General features: G+C 71.0%; 19 protein-coding genes and 1 riboswitch. Of the genes, 11 read left to right on the plus strand and 8 right to left on the minus strand.

The annotated features are described in order from the left end of the window. Window positions 1–75: 75 nt before the first annotated feature. Genes ABT294_RS16250 through ABT294_RS16260 form a run of 3 tightly spaced genes read right to left on the minus strand, consistent with a single transcriptional unit; the run spans window position 76 to window position 2,341 of the window. Entirely contained in the window at window positions 76–1,629 is a 1,554-nt protein-coding gene (locus tag ABT294_RS16250; RefSeq protein WP_350806438.1) for a PH domain-containing protein, read from the minus strand. Next, window positions 1,626–2,117 (minus strand): PH domain-containing protein, encoded by a 492-nt coding sequence (locus tag ABT294_RS16255; RefSeq protein ID WP_350806439.1) that lies wholly within the window; start codon window positions 2,115–2,117, stop codon window positions 1,626–1,628. The genes ABT294_RS16250 and ABT294_RS16255 overlap by 4 nt, the downstream gene beginning before the upstream one ends. Next, a complete protein-coding gene (locus ABT294_RS16260) occupies window positions 2,114–2,341 on the minus strand; it encodes a hypothetical protein (RefSeq protein WP_350806440.1) in 228 nt (75 codons plus the stop codon). Before ABT294_RS16260 ends, ABT294_RS16255 begins: the two co-directional genes overlap by 4 nt. A gap of 109 nt (window positions 2,342–2,450) precedes the next feature. Here ABT294_RS16260 and ABT294_RS16265 point away from each other — a divergent pair, with 109 nt between their 5' ends. Both ABT294_RS16265 and ABT294_RS16270 read left to right on the plus strand, forming a co-directional pair. Continuing rightward, window positions 2,451–3,680 (plus strand): sensor histidine kinase, encoded by a 1,230-nt coding sequence (locus ABT294_RS16265; RefSeq protein WP_350806441.1) that lies wholly within the window; start codon window positions 2,451–2,453, stop codon window positions 3,678–3,680. After that, window positions 3,677–4,327, plus strand: coding sequence for a response regulator (locus tag ABT294_RS16270; RefSeq protein WP_350806442.1), 651 nt, complete (start codon window positions 3,677–3,679; stop codon window positions 4,325–4,327). The genes ABT294_RS16265 and ABT294_RS16270 overlap by 4 nt, the downstream gene beginning before the upstream one ends. Here ABT294_RS16270 and ABT294_RS16275 read toward each other — a convergent pair. Next, on the minus strand, window positions 4,317–5,417 hold the full coding sequence (locus ABT294_RS16275) for a phosphotransferase family protein (RefSeq protein WP_350806445.1): 1,101 nt from the start codon (window positions 5,415–5,417) through the stop codon (window positions 4,317–4,319). The two genes, ABT294_RS16270 and ABT294_RS16275, sit on opposite strands and share 11 nt — an antisense overlap. Before the next feature lie 143 nt (window positions 5,418–5,560). Between ABT294_RS16275 and ABT294_RS16280 the strand changes: the two genes are divergently transcribed. Further along, on the plus strand, window positions 5,561–6,883 hold the full coding sequence (locus tag ABT294_RS16280) for an NYN domain-containing protein (protein ID WP_350806446.1): 1,323 nt from the start codon (window positions 5,561–5,563) through the stop codon (window positions 6,881–6,883). A 132-nt stretch (window positions 6,884–7,015) separates the two neighbouring features. After that, window positions 7,016–7,936 (plus strand): C40 family peptidase, encoded by a 921-nt coding sequence (locus tag ABT294_RS16285; RefSeq protein WP_350806447.1) that lies wholly within the window; start codon window positions 7,016–7,018, stop codon window positions 7,934–7,936. Window positions 7,937–7,952: 16 nt separating this feature from the next. Here ABT294_RS16285 and ABT294_RS16290 read toward each other — a convergent pair whose 3' ends face one another. Continuing rightward, window positions 7,953–9,161, minus strand: a complete 1,209-nt coding sequence (locus ABT294_RS16290; RefSeq protein ID WP_350806449.1) for a cytochrome P450 — start codon at window positions 9,159–9,161, stop codon at window positions 7,953–7,955. Between the two features lie 257 nt (window positions 9,162–9,418). On the opposite strand from ABT294_RS16290, the gene ABT294_RS16295 reads away from it, so the two are divergent. The 5 genes from ABT294_RS16295 (at window position 9,419) to ABT294_RS16315 (ending at window position 15,001) form a co-directional block, all read left to right on the plus strand. Next, the gene (locus tag ABT294_RS16295; protein ID WP_350806451.1) at window positions 9,419–10,207 is read left to right on the plus strand and encodes a GbsR/MarR family transcriptional regulator; all 789 of its coding nucleotides are present in this window, start codon (window positions 9,419–9,421) and stop codon (window positions 10,205–10,207) included. A 262-nt stretch (window positions 10,208–10,469) separates the two neighbouring features. Continuing rightward, a riboswitch (cyclic di-AMP (ydaO/yuaA leader) is annotated at window positions 10,470–10,630 on the plus strand. Window positions 10,631–10,682: 52 nt separating this feature from the next. Continuing rightward, the gene (locus tag ABT294_RS16300; protein WP_350806452.1) at window positions 10,683–11,204 is read left to right on the plus strand and encodes a C40 family peptidase; all 522 of its coding nucleotides are present in this window, start codon (window positions 10,683–10,685) and stop codon (window positions 11,202–11,204) included. 356 nt (window positions 11,205–11,560) lie between these two features. After that, entirely contained in the window at window positions 11,561–12,367 is an 807-nt protein-coding gene (locus ABT294_RS16305; RefSeq protein ID WP_350806454.1) for a gluzincin family metallopeptidase, read from the plus strand. Window positions 12,368–12,377: 10 nt separating this feature from the next. Next, window positions 12,378–13,919, plus strand: coding sequence for a M48 family metallopeptidase (locus ABT294_RS16310; protein ID WP_350806455.1), 1,542 nt, complete (start codon window positions 12,378–12,380; stop codon window positions 13,917–13,919). Beyond that, on the plus strand, window positions 13,916–15,001 hold the full coding sequence (locus tag ABT294_RS16315) for a glycosyltransferase family 4 protein (RefSeq protein WP_350806456.1): 1,086 nt from the start codon (window positions 13,916–13,918) through the stop codon (window positions 14,999–15,001). The genes ABT294_RS16310 and ABT294_RS16315 overlap by 4 nt, the downstream gene beginning before the upstream one ends. 20 nt (window positions 15,002–15,021) lie before the next feature. Here the strand turns inward: ABT294_RS16315 and ABT294_RS16320 are convergent, their stop codons facing one another. The 3 genes from ABT294_RS16320 to ABT294_RS16330 are packed head-to-tail and all read right to left on the minus strand — an operon-like array spanning window position 15,022 to window position 18,088. Further along, window positions 15,022–15,939 carry a carbohydrate ABC transporter permease gene (locus ABT294_RS16320; RefSeq protein ID WP_350806457.1) on the minus strand — a complete coding sequence of 306 codons (918 nt, stop codon included), beginning with the start codon at window positions 15,937–15,939 and terminating at the stop codon, window positions 15,022–15,024. Then, the gene (locus ABT294_RS16325; RefSeq protein WP_350806459.1) at window positions 15,936–16,808 is read right to left on the minus strand and encodes a carbohydrate ABC transporter permease; all 873 of its coding nucleotides are present in this window, start codon (window positions 16,806–16,808) and stop codon (window positions 15,936–15,938) included. Before ABT294_RS16325 ends, ABT294_RS16320 begins: the two co-directional genes overlap by 4 nt. Continuing rightward, the gene (locus tag ABT294_RS16330; protein WP_350806460.1) at window positions 16,808–18,088 is read right to left on the minus strand and encodes an ABC transporter substrate-binding protein; all 1,281 of its coding nucleotides are present in this window, start codon (window positions 18,086–18,088) and stop codon (window positions 16,808–16,810) included. The genes ABT294_RS16325 and ABT294_RS16330 overlap by 1 nt, the downstream gene beginning before the upstream one ends. A 308-nt stretch (window positions 18,089–18,396) precedes the next feature. Between ABT294_RS16330 and ABT294_RS16335 the strand changes: the two genes are divergently transcribed. Further along, entirely contained in the window at window positions 18,397–19,173 is a 777-nt protein-coding gene (locus ABT294_RS16335) for a DeoR/GlpR family DNA-binding transcription regulator (RefSeq protein WP_350806461.1), read from the plus strand. A 217-nt stretch (window positions 19,174–19,390) separates the two neighbouring features. Beyond that, complete coding sequence (locus ABT294_RS16340; protein WP_350806463.1) at window positions 19,391–20,674, plus strand: ABC transporter substrate-binding protein; 1,284 nt, start codon at window positions 19,391–19,393, stop codon at window positions 20,672–20,674. The last annotated feature ends 23 nt before the right edge of the window (window positions 20,675–20,697 follow it).

Genomic DNA, 20,697 nt, shown 5'->3' on the forward strand with positions numbered 1-20,697 from the left:
GTCCACAAGCACTTGAACCGCGCGATCCGTTTGCCCAGTACAGGGGCATGGGCAAGCCGGAGGGGAATCCGCGGCTCACTGCTTGCGGAGGAAAGGCCCGAGGAGATCGGGCACGGCCTCGGCGGCGAGGTCGAGGCCGTCGGCCCGGCCCACGTCCACGACGTCGTAGTGGCCGTCGCCGGCGGCGGTCGTCGCGGAGACCGTCAGCAGGCCGGCTCGTCGCTGGAAGAACGACTGGGTGATCGTCCAGCCGACGATGCCGGCCCGGTCGAGCGCCACCGTGCGCCGCCGTACCGCGCCCCTCCTCGTGATCAGGTGCCGCTCGGCGAGGGCGTGGCCCAGGCTGCGGTACGAACCGGCCGCGAGCCAGAGCGCCACCGGCAGCGCCACCACCGGGGCCGCCCACGTCCAGGGGGACGCCCACAGGGGCAGCCACACGGACGCCACGCCCGCCGCCGCGGCCAGCGACGCCACCGTGACCAGCGCGCGTACCACCCGCCTCCGCCTGGCCGCCCTCGGATGCGGCACCAGCCCCCCGCCGAACGGGCCCGCCTCCGGAGGCGGCAGGAGCCTTCCGTCTGAGGCGCCCGCGAGGCGGGCCGCCAGGCGCTCGGCGAGGTCGCGGGGGAGCGGCGGGGTGAGGGCCGCCACATCCTCGGTCTCGTTCTCCTCCGCCTTGCCGAGCCCGGTCGCCACGGCCTTGACGCGGGCGCCGCCGCCCAGCCGCAGCAGCAGCGGCTCCGACAGCTCCACGCCGCGCAGCCGCCGCTCCTCCAGCGTCAGCGAGCGGGTGGTCAGCAGGCCGCGGCGCAGCCTGAGCCTGCCGGGCTCGCGCTCCAGCCGGTAGCGTCCCCACGCCTCGGCGAACAGCAGCACCGCGCCGAGCAGGCCGATCACGACGTTCGCCAGGAAGAGCAGCGGCACCGTGAGCCACGGCCGCCCCGTCACCCACTCCCACGCGCCGGACGCCGTGCCGGTGCTGAACAGGTTCACGCCGAACGCGTCGACCAGCTTGTACAGCCCGCCGAGCACCAGCGCGCCGCCCGCGAACGACCACACCGTCAGGGGCGCGTACCTGATCCACGACCACCGCAGCTCGGCCAGCGGGCCCTCCGGCTCCTCCTGCGCGGCCGTCCGGAGCAGGATGTGGCGAAGCCGCTCGGCTTCGTGGCCGGTCAGCGGGTCGAGCGTGAGCTCGGTGCGGTCGGTGGCGTGCTCGCCGGTGCCGACCTTGACGACGGTGAGGCCGAAGACCCGGCGCACCGGATCGGCCCGCAGGTCCACGCTGCGCACCCGGTCGCGCGGGATCGACAGATGCTGCCGCACGGCGATGCCCGAGCGCAGTTCCACCCGGTCGTCGGTGAGCCGCCAGCGGGTCGTGCGCAGCCGCATCTCGTCGTACGCCAGGGCCGCCGCGACGATCAGCACGGCGGCGCCCGCGCACGCGGCGGCGATGGCGGCGAGCGGCCAGTGCAGCCCGTACAGCAGCTTGGCCAGGACGACGACTGCGGGCGCGACGATGGCCAGCGACAACACCGCCGAGGCGGCCAGGCTCCGCCGGGACAGGCTCCGCCAGCTCAGGTCGTCCAAGTCGGGCTGGGGGATCGTCGTGGGCCCTGGCCGGTTCACGTCGCGTCTCCAGGGGTGGCCTGCGTGATCGCGGTCAGCCGTTCGGCCAGCTCGGCGGCCAGCTCGTGGTCGAGCGCCTCGATCCTGATCGCGCCCGCCGCCGAGGCCGTGGTCACGGTGACGTCGGCGAGCCCGAACAGGCGTTGCACCGGCCCCCGCGCGGTGTCGACCGTCTGGATGCGCGACATCGGCGCGACCCGCCAGGTGTGGGTCAGCCAGCCCTTGCGCGTGTAGACGGCGTCGCCGGTGACCTCCCAGCGTTCCACCCGGTAGTACGCGCGCGGCACGACGAAGGCGAGCACCAGGCAGGCCGCGGCGAACGCGCCCACCACGCCCGCCAGCCAGGCGGGACGGTCGGTGAACAGCAGGAAGGCCGCCACGGCCGCGGCGGCCAACGGCACGGCGAGAATCAGGGACTGGACGGTCCACCAGGCGATCGCCCGCGGGTCGGCCTGGTTGCGCGGCGGGCGCAGTGCGCTCGTGCTCACGTCCGGTCCGCCGCCTTCCTCGCCGAACTGGACGCGGCCGCCAGCGCCACCCCGAGGACGCCGATCACGATGGCCGCGAAGACCTCGTAGCCGTCGAGGAACGGCAGGCTGTTCACCAGCAGGAGGTCGTGGGCCCAGCGCCACCAGCCGAACACGGTGTTGAGCAGCCCGCCGAGCCCCTGAATGATCAGCAGCCAGGCGAACACGTGGAAAAGTCCCTTCATGCGTCCAGGTTCGTGCCTGGCCGGTTCGAGCCGCGTCGGCCGGAGGTCTCGTCCCCCATCTACTTTGGTCGCTGTTCGGGACCCTTCCGGAACGTTAACCTCGGGAAACGTGACGGAATACCGATGGGTGCTGCCCTCCGTGCTGCTGGGCGACGGCAGCGACGGGCGCCCGGCGAAGCGTTCGACGCGCGACTGGATCGTCGACACCGTCATGTTCCTCGCCGCCTGCGGCCTCACCTATCTGAGCCTGTCCGACCTCGCCGGTGACCCGAGGCCGCTGCAGATGATCGAGCAGGTCGCGGGCGCGCTGTCGTGCGCCGCGGTGTGGCTGCGCCGCAGGTGGCCGTTCGGGCTGGCCCTGGTCACCACCGTGGTGTCGTCGTTCCTGATGCTGGTGGGCGGGGCAGCGGTGGTGGGGCTGTTCACGGTGGCCGTGCACCGGCCGTTCAAGTTCTCCGGCCCGATCGTCCTGCTCAGCCTCGTCACGCTGGTGCCCTACGTCATGCTCAGGCCCGACAGAGAGCTCGGCTTCTGGGGGGCGATCGTCCTCGGCGTCGCCATCGTGCTGACCGTGTTCGCCTGGGGCGTCGTGGTGCGGGCCAGGCGGCAGCTCGTCTGGTCGCTCAGGCAGCGCGCCGACATCGCGGCCGAGGAGGCCAAGCGGCTGGAACGCGAGCGCATCGCCAGGGAGATGCACGACGTGCTCGCGCACCGCCTCTCGATGCTCAGCCTGCACGCGGGGGCGCTGGAGTTCCGGCCCGACGCCTCGTCCGGCGAGATCGCCAGGGCCGCCGGGGCGATCAGGGACAGCGCGCACCAGGCGCTGCAGGACCTGCGGGAGGTGATCGGCGTGCTGCGCCACCCGGGCGCCGACCCCGACAGCCCCGTCCCCGACCGGCCGCAGCCCACGCTGGGCGACCTGCCCGCGCTGGTCGAGGAGTGCGGGCACGCGGGCATGGACGTGACGCTCTCCACGCCCGGCTTCGACGTCCCGCTCGCCACGTCCGCCGGCGGGGAACGGCGACCTGCGGCCGACCCGGACGTGCCGCAGGGCCTCGGCAGAAACGTCTACCGGATCGTCCAGGAGGCGCTGACGAACGCGCGCAAGCACGCCGGCGGCGCTCCCGTCACCGTCACCGTGACGGGCGGCCAGGACGACGGCGTCACGGTCGAGGTGCGCAACCCCCTCGGGGGCCGCCAGCCCATGCGGCTGCCCGGGGCGGGGGCCGGGCTCATCGGGCTGAACGAGCGAGCCGAGCTGGCAGGCGGCCGGCTGCAGCACGGCAAGACCGCCGAGGGCGACTTCCTCCTGCGAGCCTGGCTACCGTGGACCCCATGACGATCAAGCTGCTCATCGTTGACGACGACGCCCTGGTGCGGGCCGGGCTCTCCATGATCCTGGCGGGGACGGGCGACATCGAGATCGTCGCGGAGGCCGGCGACGGGGCCGAGGTACCGCCGCTGGTCGCCGAGCACCGTCCGGACGTGGTGCTGATGGACATCCGGATGCCCGGCGTCGACGGCCTCACCGCCACCGAGCTGCTGCGGGCCGCCCAGTCGCCGCCCGAGGTGGTGGTGCTGACCACCTTCCACGCCGACGCCCAGGTGCTGCGGGCGCTGCGGGCCGGGGCGGCGGGCTTCCTGCTGAAGGACATCCCGCCCGGCGAGCTGGTCGAGGCGATCAGGAAGGTGGCCGCAGGCGAGCCGATCCTGTCGCCCGTCGTGACCCGCCAGCTCATCACGCACGTCTCCGACGGCGGTCCCGAGCGCCGCGCCGACCGGGCCCGCACGCTGCTCGGACGGCTCAGCGAGCGCGAGCGTGAGGTGGCGGTGGCCGTCGGGCAGGGCAAGTCCAACGCGGAGATCGGGCGCGAGCTGTTCATGAGCGTCGCCACCGTCAAGGCGCACGTCTCGCGCGTCCTCACCAAGCTGGAGCTGAACAACCGGGTGCAGATCGCGCTGCTGGTCTACGACGCTAGCCTCTGAGCAGCTCCTCGATGGTGGCCCGGTGCAGCACCAGGTCGTCGGGGTCGCCGGGCATGGCCTGCTCGCCGAAGTGGATCCGGCGCCGCCACACCCTGGCCATGATGACGCCGTGCCTGAGGGCGGCGTACATCTCGTAGAAGCCCATGTCGCGGGGCTCATAGCCGGTTAGATCACGATATGTACGGCAGACGTCGTCTCGGCGCATAAAGTCCGGCAAGCCGGGAAGACCCAGGGACTCTGTGATGTTCTGGAAGAAACGGTGCAGAAAGATCATCCAAGCGAGGTCGAGCTCGCGCGGCCCCAGCGCCGCCATCTCCCAGTCGAGGACCGCCACCGGCCTGAAGTCCCGGTAGATCACGTTGCCGATGCGCGCGTCCCCCCAGGAGAGGACGTCGGGGCCCGGGTCGTCCGGCCAGTGCGCCTCCAGCCAGTCGAAGGCCCGCTCCAGCAGCGGGACCCGCAGGCTGCCGTGAGCCCACTCGTAGTAGGCGCGCTGCTCGTCCACGTGCGCGCGCAGCCCGCTCGCGCTTCCGCCGCCCGCCCCGGCACGGTTCGGCCCTCCCGGGGTCAGCACGGCGAGGTCGTCGCCGGTGAAGGGGGCGTCGTGCAGGGCGGCCAGGACGCCTACCGTGGCGTCCTGGAGCCTGCGCCGGTCCTGCGGGCGGGCGTCGCGCAGCCAGCCTTCGAAGGTGTACGGCGTGAGGTCCTGCGGCACGTCCCCGTCCTCGCGCTCCATGACGAAGAACGGAGAGCCCAGCGGGCCTGGGTCGGGCTCCAGCCAGAGCGCCCGAGGAACGGGAACTCCAGCTTTCTCCCTGGCCAGGCGCATGATCTCGAACTGGGCCCGCAGGTCGTAGGACGGGAAGATGGGTACCGCCTCCGCCGCTGGTGCGAGCCTGGCGACGCAGCGTGTGCGCTCGCGCCCCCACGAGGCGGTGAAGAAGAGCGTCTCGCTGGACAGGCCGTTCCCCGACGGACGCGACAGCTCCGAGACCGTGACGGGGGAGCCGACCTGGCCCCGGAGCCAGGCGGACACCCGGTCCCGCAGTTCTTCCAGGTCACGGGTGGAGGTGCGGATCTGCTCCGTCACGATAGGCCTCCTGGGCGAGCGTCGGTCCCGGCTCAGTCGTACCTCGCCAACCAAGCGCTTGTCCATATCGGGGCGGCCGTCACGGGCCGGTACGCGACAGCCGTACCCTTGTGTGAAAGGGCATGTCACGAAGGGACAGTGGGATGAGTTCAGCGGGTGAAGGCCTGTCTCGCCCGCTTCCCGAGCAGGTGCGGCTGAACGTCGTCGACCTGGCGGCTCAGGTCCTCGGCTCGATGCCTGCTGTCTCCGTCCCGCCGCCGCTGCGCGGCATCGCCAAGTTCGACCCGCGCAAAAGAGCCAAACTCGGCAGCGCGCCCATCGCGGCGCAGCTCGAGAACGACAAGAAGTTCCGCGAGGTCGTCGCCGAGTCGGTGGCGGCCGGGTGGCCGGAGCTGGTCGCCGCGCTGGCCGAGGGCAACGTCCCGCCGGCGGCCGACCCCGTTCTCGTGGCGGCCGCCGCCTACCTCACGCGCCCGCCCGGCTGGGCGGACATGGTCGACTCCGCCAGGGCCGACCTGGAGCAGTCGGCCGTCGCGGCCGAGGGCTCCGAGCGCGAGGAGGCCGTCACCCGGCTGCGCGAGCAACTAGCCGCGCAGAAGAGCGCCGCCAAGGAGGAGGCCGACCGGCTCCGCGAGCAGCTCAGGGCGGCCCGTGCCGAGAACTCCGACCTGCGCCGCAAGCTCCACGACGCCCGAGAGCGCGCCAAGGGCGCGGTGCGCCGCGCCGAGGAGATGGAGCACGTCGCCGATGAGGCGAGGTCCGCGGCCTCGGCGGCGGGCAGCGCGGGGGAGTCGGAGCTGCGCCGCCTGCGTGAGCGGCTGGCCGACGCCGAGAAGCAGCTCGAAGCCTCGCGCAGGGCCGCCCGCGAGGGCCGGAGCATCGAGGACGCCCGCGTCAGGGTCCTGCTCGACGCGTTGCAGGACGCCTCGGCTGGGCTGCGCAGGGAGCTGGCGCTGCCCACCACGATCAGCAGGCCGGCCGACTCGGTCGCCGCGGTGGCTCCCGGCACGCCGGGCGTGCGCGGCGTGCCTGCCCGCGCCCTGGCGGACGACGATCCGCAGCTCCTCGACCAGCTCCTGGCGCTGCCGCAGGTTCACCTGATCATCGACGGCTACAACGTGACCAAGACCGGTTACGGCACGCTCACGCTCGCCGACCAGCGCAACCGGCTGATGACCGGCCTGGGCGGGCTCGTCGCGCAGACCAGGGTCGAGGTGACCGTGGTCTTCGACGGCGCCGAGCTGAACGCGCCCGTCCAGGTGGTGGCGCCGCGCGGCGTGCGGGTGCTGTTCAGCGCGCCCGACGAGATCGCCGACGACCTGATCCGCCAGCTCGTCCGCGCCGAGCCGCTGGGCCGGGCCATCGCCGTCGTGTCGTCGGACCGGGAGGTGGCGGAGTCCGTGCGGCGCATGGGAGCCAGACCGGTTCCGTCAGGTCTGCTGCTGCGCCGCCTCGGTAGGGCCTAGATTACAAATCTGCGGAACAGGTGAGACCTCACCGGCCACTTCTGTACTATTTCGCCCCAGATCTGATCTCTGGGAGGCGACGCTGTGAGGTTTGGCCGGGTGCCGGTGGCCGCGGGTCTTGTGGCCGGGCTGATGCTTACACCAACGGGTGAGGCACTGGCTGAGCCGAGACCGACCCTGCGGCAAGCCCAGGCGAAGCTCGACAAGCTGAACGACCGGGCCGACAAGGTCGTCGACCGGTACAACGCGGCGAACGAGAAGTACAAGGACGCCAAGAAGCTCTACACCAAGCTGAACGACAGCTACAAGCGCAAGCTGGCGACCGTGGCGGACCTGCGCGCGCAGGTGGTCTCGATGGCGATCGACAACTACCAGCTGGGCAGCGACATGTTGTCCTGGCCCTCCATGCTGGGAGCCGACAATCCGTCGGGCATGCTCAACGGGCTGGTGCTGGCCGGGCGGATCACGCAGGCCCGCGCCGAGACGCTGGTGGCCTTCGACCGGGAGAACCGCAGCCTCAAGTCCGACCGCGACAACGCGCAGAACGCGCTCTCGGCCGCCGACGACAAGCGGGACGGGGTCGAGAAGGAACGCACCGAGATCCTCGCCCTCATCAAGCAGCAGAAGAAGCTGCTCAAGAAGCTCGGCGCGTACCGTACCGGCGACCCGAACAGCACCGGTCTGAAGTACACGGGCCCCGCCTCGGGCAACGCCGCCGCCGTCCTCCGCTTCGCCTACGCCCAGATCGGCAAGCCGTACGTGTTCGGCGCCACCGGGCCCGGCGGCTGGGACTGCTCCGGCCTCACCCAGGCGGCGTGGCGGGCCGCGGGCGTCTCCCTCCCGCGCACCACCTGGTCGCAGTGGGCCTGGGGCGCCGCCCGCAAGGTCTCCGTGAACGACCTCCAGCCCGGCGACCTGATCTTCAGCAACGGGCTCGGCCACGTCGGCATCTACGCGGGCAACGGCAAGATGGTCCACGCCCCCCAGACCGGTGACGTGGTCAAGATCTCTCCGCTCACGGGCCGCAGCCTCGTGGGCGCGATCCGTCCGTAGCCGGCCCGTCCGCGGGTTACGCCGCGTCCCAGGTGACCGGGAGCCGGTGCACGCCGTAGATGTCGGAGTTGGTGCGCAGCGGCACGTCCTCGGGCGGGACAGCCAGGCGCAGCGTCGGGAACCGGGCGACCAGGGCGGGGAAGGCGACCCGCATCTGGACGCGGGCCAGCTGCTGGCCGAGGCACTGGTGGACGCCGTGGCCGAAGGACACGTGCCCGGCGGGCTGCCGGCGCAGGTCGAGGGTGTCGGGGTCGGCGAACCTGGCCGGGTCGCGGTTGGCGGCCTGGATGGAGACGGTGACGGACTCGCCGGCCCTGATCAGGTGGCCGTCCAGCTCGACGTCTGCCACCGCCGTCCGCACGCCGGTGTGGGGGATGCTCAGGTAGCGCAGCAGCTCCTCGACGGCCTGGTCGGTGCGGCCGGGGTCGGCGCGCAGGGCGGCGAGCTGGTCCGGGTGGCTCAGCAGGGCGAAGGTGCCCAGCGCGAGCATGTTGGCCGTGGTGTCGAGGCCGGCGCCCAGCAGCAGGGCTCCGATGTTGGTGAGCTCCTCGTCGGTGAGGTCGTCGGTGGTCAGGTCGCTGAGCAGGTCGTCGGTGGGCTGGGCGCGCTTGGCCAGCACCAGCTGGTGCAGGTAGCCCTGCAGGGCGGTCACGGCGGCGTACTGCGCCTCCGGTGTGGCGTCGTGGTCGTTCAGCGCCGCCGCGTGCCGCTGGAACATCTCGTGGTCGGCGTAGGGGACGCCGAGCAGCTCGCAGATCATCAGCGCGGGGATGGGCTGCGCGTACGCCTCCACCAGGTCCACCGGCGGGCCGTGCCGTTCCATGGCGTCCAGGTGCTCGGCGGTGATCTGCTCGACCCGCGCGGTCAGCAGGTTCATCCGGCGGACGGTGAACCTGCCGGTGAGCAGCTTGCGATAGCGGGTGTGCTCGGGCGGGTCCATCCCGATGAATATGCCGGGCGGGGCGGGCGGGGCCTGCCCGGCGTAGGCCGCTCCGGGCACCGGGGAGCGCATGAGGTCATGCCGTGAGCTGAAGCGGGTGTCGGCCGTCACGGCGCGGGCCAGGGCGTGGCTGGTCACCAGCCAGCCCACGTGCCCGTCGGGGTAGGTCATCCGGCTCAACGGCCGCTGCTCGCGCAGCCGCCCCAGCTCCTCGGGGGGATCGAACGGGCGGCCCGCGGGACGCGTCACGGGCAACCCCGCCAGGACGGGGAGGGATTCGGTCATCTCTGCTCCTTCTGGACCGGCTGGTCATCGAGATAGTACGTGTTCGACTGCTAGCAAAAGCTACGTTGCATTCAATGAATCTGTCAATCAGTGATTCGCCGATTTCCCTGTCTGGCCAGCTAAATAGAGTAGAGAATTGCAATGGACTTGAAGGTGAATGCAACGTCTCCCGTGTCTTTAGTTGCAATGAGGTGTGCACAAACGCAATACTGTCGCCCGGTGTGTCGAGCGGAAGAGCAAACGGGAGGCGAGTGCGGATGCCGGGAGGCAGGCTGACCTACGAGGACCGTCAGAGCATCGCCGCGGGGCTCGCCGAAAGGCTCGGGTACGCCGAGATCGCCAGGCGCCTCGGGCGGCCGACGTCCACGATCAGCCGGGAGGTGGCGCGCAACGGCGGGCCCGGCGGCTACCGGGCCGACCGGGCGCACCAGGCGACCGAAGGGCGCGCCCGCCGGCGCAGGCGGGCCCCGTCACCGGCGCCGCAGGTCGCCACCGGCGGATACGGGCGCGACCCGGAAGCGGTGCGCGACCTCGAGGAGGGCCTCACGGCGCTGCTGGTCCAGACCGGGGTCCCGCGGACGACGGCCAGGGTGCTCACCTGCCTGTACACCACCGACTCCGGCAGCCTCACCGCCGCCGAACTGGTCCAGCGGCTGCGGGTCAGCCCGGCGTCGATCTCCATGGCCGTCGGCTACCTCGAGGAGCAGGCGCTGCTCAGGCGCGAACGCGACCCCGGGCGGCGGCGCGAGCGGTACGTCATCGACGACGACGTCTGGTATCGAGCCTTTCTGGCGAGCGCCCAGATGACCGTCATGCTGGCCGACGCCGCCCGGGGCGGAGCCGACGTCCTCGGTGCCGCCACGCCCGCCGGCGCCCGGCTGGGGGACATGGGCCGGTTCCTCGGGTACCTCGGCGACGACATGGTCCAGACGGCCGAGCGCTGGTGGCAGATCTTCGTGGCACACCGGACGGCGGGCCGCCGGTACGGCGGGGCGGGTGACCCTTGCCACGTGACGGATGTGACAAGAGTTACAGATGGGACCTGACTCGAACCTGTGTCGTCAACTGTGAGCAGGGTCACATTTGAGTAACGACGGCCTGGCTTCCAGCAGGCATTCGTCCCCTTACTGACACCTTTATCTGATCTTTACAGGCTGACTCGGACTTTGCCAGCTCCAGAACTTTCGGCGTAGCTTCTGGCCGTCGCGGTGCCAAGCCATGGCGCCGCGAATCGACATCGGTCCCCCCGATGTGGACGAGATAGTCATCCGCTGGCCCGCCGCCACTCCCACCGAGCACGACACCCGGCGGTGAGGCCTGCCGAATCCGTGCAGCCAGGAGGCACGGAGCCGGGGACCCAGCGATCCCGTTCCCCAGGGATCAGGGGTGAATCGGCGCGTTACGCGCCGTAGGGCGACTTCCAGGCCCGAATCCGTCAGCTAACCCGGTAGGCGTTCGTGGAAGATCCAAGGAGAAATCCTGTCTACCCACCCGCATAACCCCCGTCTGTCCCGTTTTGCCGTGAGTGGCGTTGCGCTCACGATGTCCGTGGCGGCTGGAGGGCTGATCCTCCATGCCCCGGCGGCGCAGGCGGCGACGACGAGCGAAAGGGCCGGCACTTCCACGACCGCGGCGGCGAAGACCGTCGGGACCGCGAAGACGGCCACGGTTTCTCGGCAGATGGCGAAGGCCCGCAAGGCCGTCGCCGTGGCCAAGGAGCAGGTCGGTGACCCCTACCGGTTCGGCGGCACCGGGCCTGGCTCGTTCGACTGCTCCGGACTCGTCCAGTACGCCTGGAAGAAGGCCGGAGTGAAGATCCCGCGCGTGACGAACAGCCAGTTCGCGCGCATCAAGAAGAAGATCTCCTGGAAGAGTCTCAAGCCGGGCGATCTGATGTTCTTCCGCGGGCTCGGACACGTCGGCATGTACGTCGGCCATGGCAAGATGATCCACTCGCCGAGGACCGGCGAATCGGTGCGTATCGACAAGCTCGGCGGCTGGCGCAAGGCGTCGTTCGTCGGCGCGGTACGTCCCGGCCTGTGACCGATCACGAAACGCCCCGCCCCTGCCAGGGGCGGGGCTTTCGCGTGCCGTCATCCGGCAGGCCGCCTTCCACCGTGGCGCTCCGCGGCCTTGCGGGCGGTGCCAGGTTTCGCGCCCGCGGCAGGCCGCGTTCCGCTGTGGCGCTCCGCGGCTTTGCGGGCGGTGCCAGGTTTCGCGCCTGCGGCAGGCCGCGTTCCGCTGTGGCGCTCCGCGGCTTTGCGGGTGGTGTCCGGTTTCGCGCCTGCGGCAGCACGGTCTTGACGATTGGGGGCCTGCGTTCCCCGCGCTGTGACCTGCGGCCTCGCGGCCGTCTCCGGTCGGCCGGGCCGCTACGATCTGGCATGGTGTCCGTGCAGGTGAGCCGTCGAGCCGCGCTGGCGGGGGTGGTGCTCCTCGCGGCGGCCTCGGCCAGCGCGCCGCCGGGCGGCCCGCTCGCGCATGACGGGCTCCGAGATCTCTGGCCTGACGGAGCCCGGACCGTGCGCGGCGCCCGATCGCTGGTCGTGGGGCATCACGCCGACGCCGGGCTGCTCCGTGACCTGGCACGCAGGGCCGACGCGGCGGGGGAGCGGGTCTCGGCCGTCCTGGGCGGCCAGGTGCGCCCGCTGGTGCTCGTCCCCGACTCCACCGCCGACGGCGCCCGCCTGGCGGGGCTGACAGGGGTGGCCGGGCTCGACGGGCTGGCCGCCGTCGCCGACGACGGCCGGGTGATCGTGCTGCCCACCGCGTTCGCCCGGCTCACCCCCACCGGCCGGGACGTCGTCCTCACCCACGAGCTGACGCACGTCGCCGCGGGCACCGACCACCTGCCCACCTGGCTGTACGAGGGCTTCGCCGACTACGTGGGCTACCGCGACGCGGGCCTCGCCGTCCCGGTGGCCGCGGCCGAGCTGGCCGCAGAGGTCCGGGCCGGGCGGCTGCCGCGCGAGCTCCCCGGGCCCGCCGCGTTCGCGGCGCGTGAGCCGGGACGGCTGGCGCGCGCGTACCAGGAGGCGTGGCTGGCGTGTCGCTTCCTGGCCGGACGGTTCGGCGAGAGGACCCTGGTGAGGCTCTACCGTGATGCCCAGAGCCGCGGCGTCGACGCGGCTCTGGCGGCGCTCGGCCTCTCGGTCGAGACACTGACGGCACGGTGGCGCGACTACGTGCGGGACGAGCTGGCGTAAGGGGACGCAGATGGACGATCGTCAGGACGTGAACGACATGCCCGACGCGGGCCCGCCCAGATCCGCCGCCCAAGGCCGGCAGGCCGCTTCAGCCGCCTCCGAACTGGGCGCTCCAGCCGACTCCGGAACGCCCGGCCCGGCTGACACCGAACCGGGTATCCCAGCCGACCCCGTCCCGGATCCCCCGGACGGCACCGAGGCCGGGGGCACCGAGTCCGGCGGCGCCGAATCTGGCGACACCGAGTCCGGGGGCAGGGAGAGCGGCGGGCGGCCGGGGGAGCCGGAGACTGAGGAGTGGCTGGACCGGCGTGCGCGGCGGCAGGCCGGGGGCGCGTTGATGGTGCTCGGGGCCGCCATCCTGGCGGTGGCGGCGTTCAGCACGCCCTGGCGGGTGCTGCCGCCCGGGGCGCCGGACGTCCCGCCAGACCCCGCGAGAGACTTCACCGCCGCGCAGATCGCCAGGGCCGACGCCTTCGACGCCGCCACCGCCATCCCCGGCTATCTCTCGCTGGCGCTCACCGTCGTCTTCGCGGGCCTGCTCGTCGTCACCCCGTTCGGCGCCAGGGTGCTGGGCCGGCTGCGTGGCCCCTGGTGGCTGCGGGTGATCGAGGGCGTGCTGCTGCTGACCGCGATCAGGGAGGCCCTGCGGTGGCCGCTCGGCATGTGGGTCGAGACACGGCTGCGCGCCTACGGCCTGTCGACGCAGGACTGGGCCGGCTGGACGGCCGACAGGCTGAAGAACCTCGCCGTCAACGTGGTGCTGCTGTCGATCATGCTGGTGGTGCTGGTGGCGCTGGCCCGCAGGTTCAGGCGGTGGTGGCTGCCGGCCGCCGTCGGCGCGTTCCTGTTCACGGTGGCCGCCTCGTTCGTCTACCCGGTGGTGTTCGAGCCGCTGTTCAACGACTTCCACGCCATGCCCGCCGGCCCGCTGAGGACGAACCTGCTCGCCATGGCCGAGCGCGACCACGTCCCGGTCGAGGACGTGCTGGTCGCCGACGCCTCCCGGCGCACGACCGCGCTCAACGCCTACGTGTCGGGCTTCGGCGCCACCCGTCGCATCGTCGTCTACGACACGCTGCTCCAGGCTCCCCAGCCCCAGGTGGAGCTGGTGGTGGCGCACGAGCTCGGGCACGCCAAGCGCGGCGACGTCCTGACCGGCACGCTGATCGGCGGGCTGGCCGCCGCGTTCGGCTCGATCCTGCTGTACGTGGTGTTCGGCGCGGTACGCCGGCGCACCGGGGTCGTCTCGGTCGCCGACCCGCGGGCGGTGGGCGTCCTCATGGGCCTGATGAGCCTGGGCACCCTGCTGTCGGGCCCGGCCCAGAACGTCGTCAGCCGCCACATCGAGGCCCGCGCCGACGTGCACGCCCTCGACCTGACCCGCGACCCCGTCACCTTCGCCGCCATGCAGAAGCGCCTGGCCGTGACCAACATCTCGGACGTTTCTCCCAATCTCTTCGACTACCTGATGTACGCCTCGCACCCCACCGCTCCCGAGCGCATCGCCATCGCCCGGTCCTGGGCACGGCTGAACGGCGTCGGCGAGCCGTGACCGGGGTGGTGTTCGTCACCAACGACTTCCCGCCCAGGCCCGGTGGCATCCAGTCGTTCGTGCACGGCCTGGCGCTGCGCACCCCCGGCGTGGCCGTCTACGCCCCTGCCTGGCGGGGGGCCGCGGAGTTCGACCGGCGCCAGCCGTACCGGATCGTCCGGCACCCCACCTCGCTGATGCTGCCCACGCCCGAGGTCGCGCGGACCGCGGCCAGGCTGGTCGCCGAGGAGGGCGCGCGGACGGTGGTGTTCGGCGCGGCGGCCCCCCTCGGCCTGCTCGCGCCGAAGCTGCGCGCGGCCGGGGCGCGGCGCGTGGTGATGCTGACCCACGGCCACGAGGCGTCGTGGGCGAGCGCCCCGCTGTTCCGCGCCGCGCTGCGCAGGATCGGCGAGCATGCGGACGTGGTCACCTACCTGGGCGAGTACACCCGCACCCGGTTGGCCGCGGCGATCCCGCCCGGGAAGCTGGTACGGCTGGCGCCCGGCGTCGACACCGGCCAGTTCCATCCCGGGGCCGCCAGGGCCGAGCTGGGCCTGGACGGCAGGCCGGTCGTGGCGTGCGTGTCCAGGCTGGTGCCGCGCAAGGGCCAGGACCAGCTCATCAGGGCCTGGCCGCGGGTGCTGCGCGCGGTGCCCGGCGCGGTGCTGCTGATCGTGGGCGGCGGCCCGTACCGGAAGACGCTCGTCCGGCTCGCGCGGGGGCAGGAGTCGATCCGCTTCACCGGAACCGTCCCTGCGGCGTGCCTGCCGGGCTACTACGCCGCCGCCGACGTGTTCGCCATGCCGTGCCGCACCAGGCTGCGCGGCGTGGACGTCGAAGGGCTCGGCATCGTGTTCCTGGAGGCGTCCGCGACCGGCCTGCCGGTGGTGGCGGGGGCCTCGGGCGGCGCGCCCGAGGCCGTGCGGCAGGGCGAGACGGGCCTCGTGGTCGACGGAGCCGACGCGGACGAGATCGCCGCCGCCCTGATCGACCTGCTCCAGGACCCCGGCCGCGCCAGGAAGATGGGCGAGGCGGGCCGCGACTGGATCGTCCGCGAGTGGACCTGGGACGAGGTCGCCGCCCGCTTCCGCGCCCTGCTCTGAGCCGTGTTCGACCTTTCTGCTCAGCCCTTCGTCGCGCCGAGCGTCAGCCCGGCGACGAACTGTTTGTGCAGCATCTGGAAGACGATCAGCGTCGGCAGCGCCACCAGCACGGACCCGGCCGCCAGCAGGTTGTAGTCGGTGAAGAACTGGCCGCGCAGGTTGTTCAGCGCCGAGGTGACGGGCAGCTTGTCGCCCGACGACATCAGCACCAGCGCCCACAGGAAGTCGTTGTACATCCAGGTGAACTGCAGCGTGGACAGCGCCGCCAGCACCGGACGGCACAGCGGCAGCGTCAGCTGCCAGTACCGCCGCCACACGCCGGCCCCGTCCACCAGCGCCGCCTCGGTGATCTCCTCGGGGATCGTGCGCATGAAGTTGGCCATCACGAACACGCAGAACCCGAACTGGAAGGCCACGTGGATGAGGATCAACCCCAGGTAGGAGTCGTAGAGCGACTGCGAGTCCGACAGCCACGACGGCAGCGGGATCAGCGTGTACAGCGTGTAGAGCGGGGTGATCAGCACCTGCGGCGGCAGCAGGTTGCCCGCGGTGAACACGATCAGCAGCACCTTGCGGCCGGGGATGCGCAGGCGGGCGATCGCGAACGCCGTGAACGAGGCGAGCATGAGGGTGATCAGCATGCCGGGCACCACGATGATCAGCGTGTTCAGGTAGTAGCGGGGCAGCTCCGCCTGGCTCCACGCCTGCCCGTAGTAGTCGAGCGTCAGGTGCTCGGGCAGCGAGAAGTAGCCGAGCCTGGCGGTCTCGTCGTACGGCCTGAGCGAGGCGTACACGGCCAGCGCGAGCGGCAGCAGCCAGCCCAGCGCCACCAGCGTGAGAAAGGCGTACAGCAGGACGCGCAGCGGGCGCACCGGGCGGCGCGGGGACCCGCGCCGCCGCTGGACGGGGTCGGTGGCGACGGGCGCGGTGAGCGTCATCGTTCCTCCCTGAAGAGCTGCGACAGGTACGTGACGATGAACCCGATCGAGATCGCCAGCAGGATGACCGCGATCGCCGAGCCGAACCCGATCCTGCTCGCCTCGCCCACGATGTTCTCGGTGACCAGCACCGACAGCAGTTCCAGGCCGTTCCTGCCCTTGTTGATGGCGTAGACGATGTCGAACGCCCGCAGCGCCTCGATCACCGTGATGACCAGCACGATCACGTTGACCGGCCGCAGCGTCGGGAACACCACGCGGAAGAACGACTGGGCCTCGCTGGCCCCGTCGATCGCCGCGGCCTCCTTCAGCGCCGGGTCCACCGCCTTCAGCCCCGCCAGATAGATGATCATCACGTAGCCGACATGCCGCCACGCGGCCGCGACCATGACCACCCAGATGTTGATCGACGGGTCGCCGAGCCAGTCGACGCTCAGCCCGGTCACCGCGTTCAGCACGCCGTAGTCGGAGGAGTACACGAGCTGCGCGATGAACCCCACCACGGCCAGCGACAGCACGACGGGCATGTACAGCGCGCTCTGGTACACCCGCGACAGGCGCAGCCGCCGGTCGAGCAGCACCGCGCAGAACAGCCCGAACGGGGTCGCGATCAGCCCGAGGAAGCCGAGCCAGAGCAGGTTGTTGCGGACCGCCGACCAGAACGGCGGGTACTCGCCGGCCAGGTCGGCGTAGTTCTGCCCGCCCACCCACCTGATCGGCCCGATGCCGTTCCAGTCGGTGCCGGACAGCGCGACCGAGGCCAGCGTGGGCCCCCAGATGAGGCCCACGTTGACGATGACGGCCACCCCCAGACCGATGACCAGGATGGTCACGTCGCGGCCGGAGTAGCGACGGGTCTTGACTGCCATCAGCGGAAGATGTTCGCCTTCTGCTTCTCGATGCTCGACAGCAGCGAGTCGATCTCGGCGGGCTTGGCGACGAACGACTGCAGCGACGGGATCATCACCGTGGAGGCGAAGTCGGGCCGGGTGTCGCGGTCGAGGAACTGCGCGATGTGCGTGGCCTTGCTGACCAGCTCGGCGCCGCGTTTCTGCAGCGCGCTGTAGCCGCTGGTGTCAGCCTTGGAGCTGGCGGCCAGCGTGCCGGGGTCCAGCTTGGTGGCGACGTTCTGCGAGGACGCCTGCGCCAGGTGCTTGAGCAGCGCTTTCGCGCCGTCCACGTTCTTGGCCTTGGCCGAGATCATGTAGCCGTCGATGGGCGCGTCGATCGAGTCCGTGCCGAAGGCGGGGTTGATCTCGGGGAAGGTGAAGAAGTCGAGGTCGTCGCGCTCGTTCTCCGGGAACTGCTGGGCGACGAACATGCCGAGCAGGTACATGCCGGTCTTCTTCTGCTGGAGCGACTGCCCGGCCTCCTGCCAGGTACGGCCCAGCGCCGCGGGCTGGTGGTACTCCATCAGCCCGCGCCAGGTGTCGAAGACCTGCTTGACCTTGGGGTCGGTCCACGACTCCTTGCCCGCCATGAGCGAGATGTGGAAGTCGTAGCCGTTGGTCCGCATGTTCAGGATGTCGAACGTGCCCATCGCGGGCCAGCCGTCCTTGTCGGCGAACGCGATCGGGATCAGCCCGTCGGCCTTCATCTTCTTGGCCAGGGCGGTGAACTCGTCCAGCGTCTTGGGCGGTTGGTAGCCCTTCTCCTGCCAGACGCTCTTGCGGTAGAAGACCGCCCACGGGTAGTAGGTGAACGGGACGAAGTACTGCTTGCCGTCGATGCCGGTGGAGGCGGCCTTGAAGGCGGGCGTGTAGTCGCCGCCGATCTCCCGCCACACGTCCGAGACGTCGGTGGCCAGGCCCTGCTCGGCGAAGAACTGCATGCGGTAGCCCGCGAACCAGGTGAACACGTCGTCGGGCGTGCCCTTGAGGTAGCGGTTGATGTTCTCCTGGAACGTGTTGTGGTCCACGGTGTTGATCTTCACCTGGGCCTGGGTGAAGGCCTTGGCCACGGTGTCGAGGGACTTCTTCGGGATCTCGTCGGAGGCGTTGGAGCCCAGCGTGACGGTCCCGAGGCCGCTGGACGAGCTGCCGGGCGCGGGCTTGTCCGAGCTGCACGCAGCCAGGACGGCAGGGACTCCGAACGCGGCTGCCGTCCCCAGGAGCAGGTTTCGGCGGGAGATGCGCTGGCGTGGGGTCATGGTGGTTCCTCCTTGACCGGACCCTCAGATTCCCCCGAGTTCGCTCACTTTCCTTCACTGAAAAGCACGCATTTCGCCCTGTCAACGCACGCTTTCGCGACGATGGCACGAGCTCTCCGCGAAGCCTCTCAAGTAAAGAAGGTTTATTACCAAAAAGGGACCATGAACCGCCACGATCGGGCAAGACCCATCAGTGTCACGAATGCATTTCGACATGTTTCCCCACGCTCGGACTTGAACTCCCGAGAGCGCGTGTCATGATTCGAACCGAACGGGTATGTCGGAACCTGTTTGGGTCTGGTGATGCGATGCTCGCCCCGCAGCGGCAGCAGGCGATCCTGGAACTCGTCCGGCTCAATGGCGGCGTCCGGGTCGTCGAGCTGGTACGCGCCTTCGGCGTCTCCGACATCACGATCCGCCGTGACCTGGAGGCGCTCGCCGAGCGCGGCCTGCTGGCCAAGGTGCACGGCGGCGCCACCGTTGTCGGCTCCACCGGCATCGGCTCCACCGACGAGCCCGGCTTCACCGCCAAGTCCGGCCACCAGCAGGAGGAGAAGCGGGCCATCGCGCGCCGCGCCGCGAGCATGGTCCGGCCCGGCACCGCCGTGGCCCTGTCGGCGGGCACCACGACCTGGACCCTCGCGCACCAGCTCGTGACCATCCCCGGCCTGACCGTGGTGACCAACTCGGTGCGGATCGCCGACGTCTTCCAGCGCGCGGGCCGGCCGGACCAGACGGTCGTCCTCACCGGGGGCGTCCGCACCCCGTCGGACGCGCTCGTCGGCCCGGTGGCGGTGGCCGCGATCCGGCTGCTCAACGTGGACGTGCTCTTCCTCGGCGTGCACGGAATGACCGCCAGGGCCGGGTTCACCACCCCCAACATGATGGAGGCGGAGACCGACCGCGCCCTGGTGGAGGCCGCCGGCAGGCTCGTCGTCCCGGCCGACCACACCAAGTGGGGGACGGTCGGGATCAGCACCATCGCCAGGTTCGCCGAAGCGGACGTCGTCATCTCCGACGCCGGGCTCCCCGAATCGGCCCGCCAGGCGCTGGCGGAGCACGTCGGCGAACTGGTCATCGCCTGACGAACCCTGCTCGGGCGGGCCGGCCGGTGATCCTACCTTTGGGTGCGCCGAGGTGTCGGTTGGAGCGCGATCGCCGGGCATGCCTTGACAATTGTGACGCAGGCCACATAGAAGTGATCCTACCTATCGCGGGATTGCACGCCTACATTGCCGGTATGCGTCGCGGCACACCCCCGTAATGATCGGATGAGTTGGGTCCCCCAGGAAGGGTGGCACGGTGAACAAGGTGTTCGCGGCGGGTGCGATGACACTCGCCGTCGCTCTGGGGCTCAGCGCCTGCTCCAGCACGTCCGGCGGAGGCCAACCCTCGTCGGCGTCCGGAATGCAGAAGGTCTCCTTCCTGGTCTTCCCGTCGCCGAACCTGCCCGAGTCGTACTGGAAGGCCCAGGTCGACCTGGTGACGAAGGCCAACCCGGACCTGGAGGTCGAACTGGTCGCGGCGCCTTCGGAGTCGGAGCGCAACGACTACGCCAAGCAGCTCGCGGCCTCCGGCCAGCTTCCCGACGTGCAGATCGGCATGCAGGACCTGATCGCCCTGGAACCCAGCCTGGCGACCTGGACGGACGCGGAACTGAAGGACTTCCTCTGCCCCGCCTGCGGCGCCGTCAACGGCAAGATCCTCCAGTTGCCGACCAACACGCAGACGATCCCGAACGTCTACTACAACAAGAAGCTCTTCCAGCAGGCCGGGATCGCCGAGCCGCCGAAGACCTACGCCGAGCTGCTGGCCGACGCCGAGAAGCTCAAGGCCAAGGGCATCACCCCGTTCGTCAGCGGCGGCGTGTTCGTCACGTCCCAGCCCTGGACCGCCATCCTGGCCACCGACCTGTACGCCAAGACGCCCGACTGGATGACCAGACGCCGCAAGGGCGAGGTGAAGTTCGCGGGCGACCCGGCCATGAAGGCCGCCACCCAGAAGTTCGCCGACCTCGCCGCCAAGGGCTACCTCGACAAGCGGCAGATCGGCCAGGACTACCCCAAGACCCAGGAGGCGTTCCTCGGCGGCAAGGGCGCGATGTACCCGATGGGCAGCTGGTTCGCCGCGGCGGCCGACCAGTCGCCCATGAAGGACGACATCGGCGTCTTTCCCTGGCCGAGCGACGACGGCAGCCTGCACATGCCGACCTTCACCGGCGGCGGCCTGTCCGTCAGCGCCACCGCCAAGAACCCGGCGGCCGCCAAGAAGTTCGCGCTGGCCTTCCAGCTGACCAAGGAGAACCTGGACGCTTCGGTCAAGGCCGACGCGCTCTTCCCCGCCATCAAGGGCTACACCCCGCCGTCCGACACGGGCCCGGTCTTCAAGGCCGTCTACGACCTGTGGCAGAAGGCGCTCAGCGAGAAGGCCACCGTCCCGGCCTTCAGCTGGGAGGCGGGCGATGTGGGGATGCTGCCCGGCATGCAGGGCAAGTTCTGGTCCACCGCCCAGGACCTGGTCAGCGGTAAGAAGACGGTCGACCAGGCGCTGTCGTTCCTCGACACCGAGTGGGAGAAGACCGGCTGACAGGGCAGGCGGCCCCGCCCCCC

Origin of the sequence: Nonomuraea sp. NPDC000554 (assembly GCF_040300065.1) — a bacterium.
GTDB lineage: Bacteria > Actinomycetota > Actinomycetes > Streptosporangiales > Streptosporangiaceae > Nonomuraea.

Excerpts from the sequence above, each read along its gene's own strand:
- ABT294_RS16310 (WP_350806455.1), top strand. The coding sequence starts at position 12,378 with ATGGACGATCGTCAGGACGTGAACGACATGCCCGACGCGGGCCCGCCC.
- ABT294_RS16290 (WP_350806449.1), bottom strand. The coding sequence starts at position 9,161 with ATGACCGAATCCCTCCCCGTCCTGGCGGGGTTGCCCGTGACGCGTCCC.
- ABT294_RS16295 (WP_350806451.1), top strand. The coding sequence starts at position 9,419 with ATGCCGGGAGGCAGGCTGACCTACGAGGACCGTCAGAGCATCGCCGCG.
- ABT294_RS16260 (WP_350806440.1), bottom strand. The coding sequence starts at position 2,341 with ATGAAGGGACTTTTCCACGTGTTCGCCTGGCTGCTGATCATTCAGGGG.
- ABT294_RS16325 (WP_350806459.1), bottom strand. The coding sequence starts at position 16,808 with ATGGCAGTCAAGACCCGTCGCTACTCCGGCCGCGACGTGACCATCCTG.
- ABT294_RS16270 (WP_350806442.1), top strand. The coding sequence starts at position 3,677 with ATGACGATCAAGCTGCTCATCGTTGACGACGACGCCCTGGTGCGGGCC.
- ABT294_RS16335 (WP_350806461.1), top strand. The coding sequence starts at position 18,397 with ATGCTCGCCCCGCAGCGGCAGCAGGCGATCCTGGAACTCGTCCGGCTC.
- ABT294_RS16330 (WP_350806460.1), bottom strand. The coding sequence starts at position 18,088 with ATGACCCCACGCCAGCGCATCTCCCGCCGAAACCTGCTCCTGGGGACG.
- ABT294_RS16280 (WP_350806446.1), top strand. The coding sequence starts at position 5,561 with ATGAGTTCAGCGGGTGAAGGCCTGTCTCGCCCGCTTCCCGAGCAGGTG.
- ABT294_RS16320 (WP_350806457.1), bottom strand. The coding sequence starts at position 15,939 with ATGACGCTCACCGCGCCCGTCGCCACCGACCCCGTCCAGCGGCGGCGC.
- ABT294_RS16285 (WP_350806447.1), top strand. The coding sequence starts at position 7,016 with ATGCTTACACCAACGGGTGAGGCACTGGCTGAGCCGAGACCGACCCTG.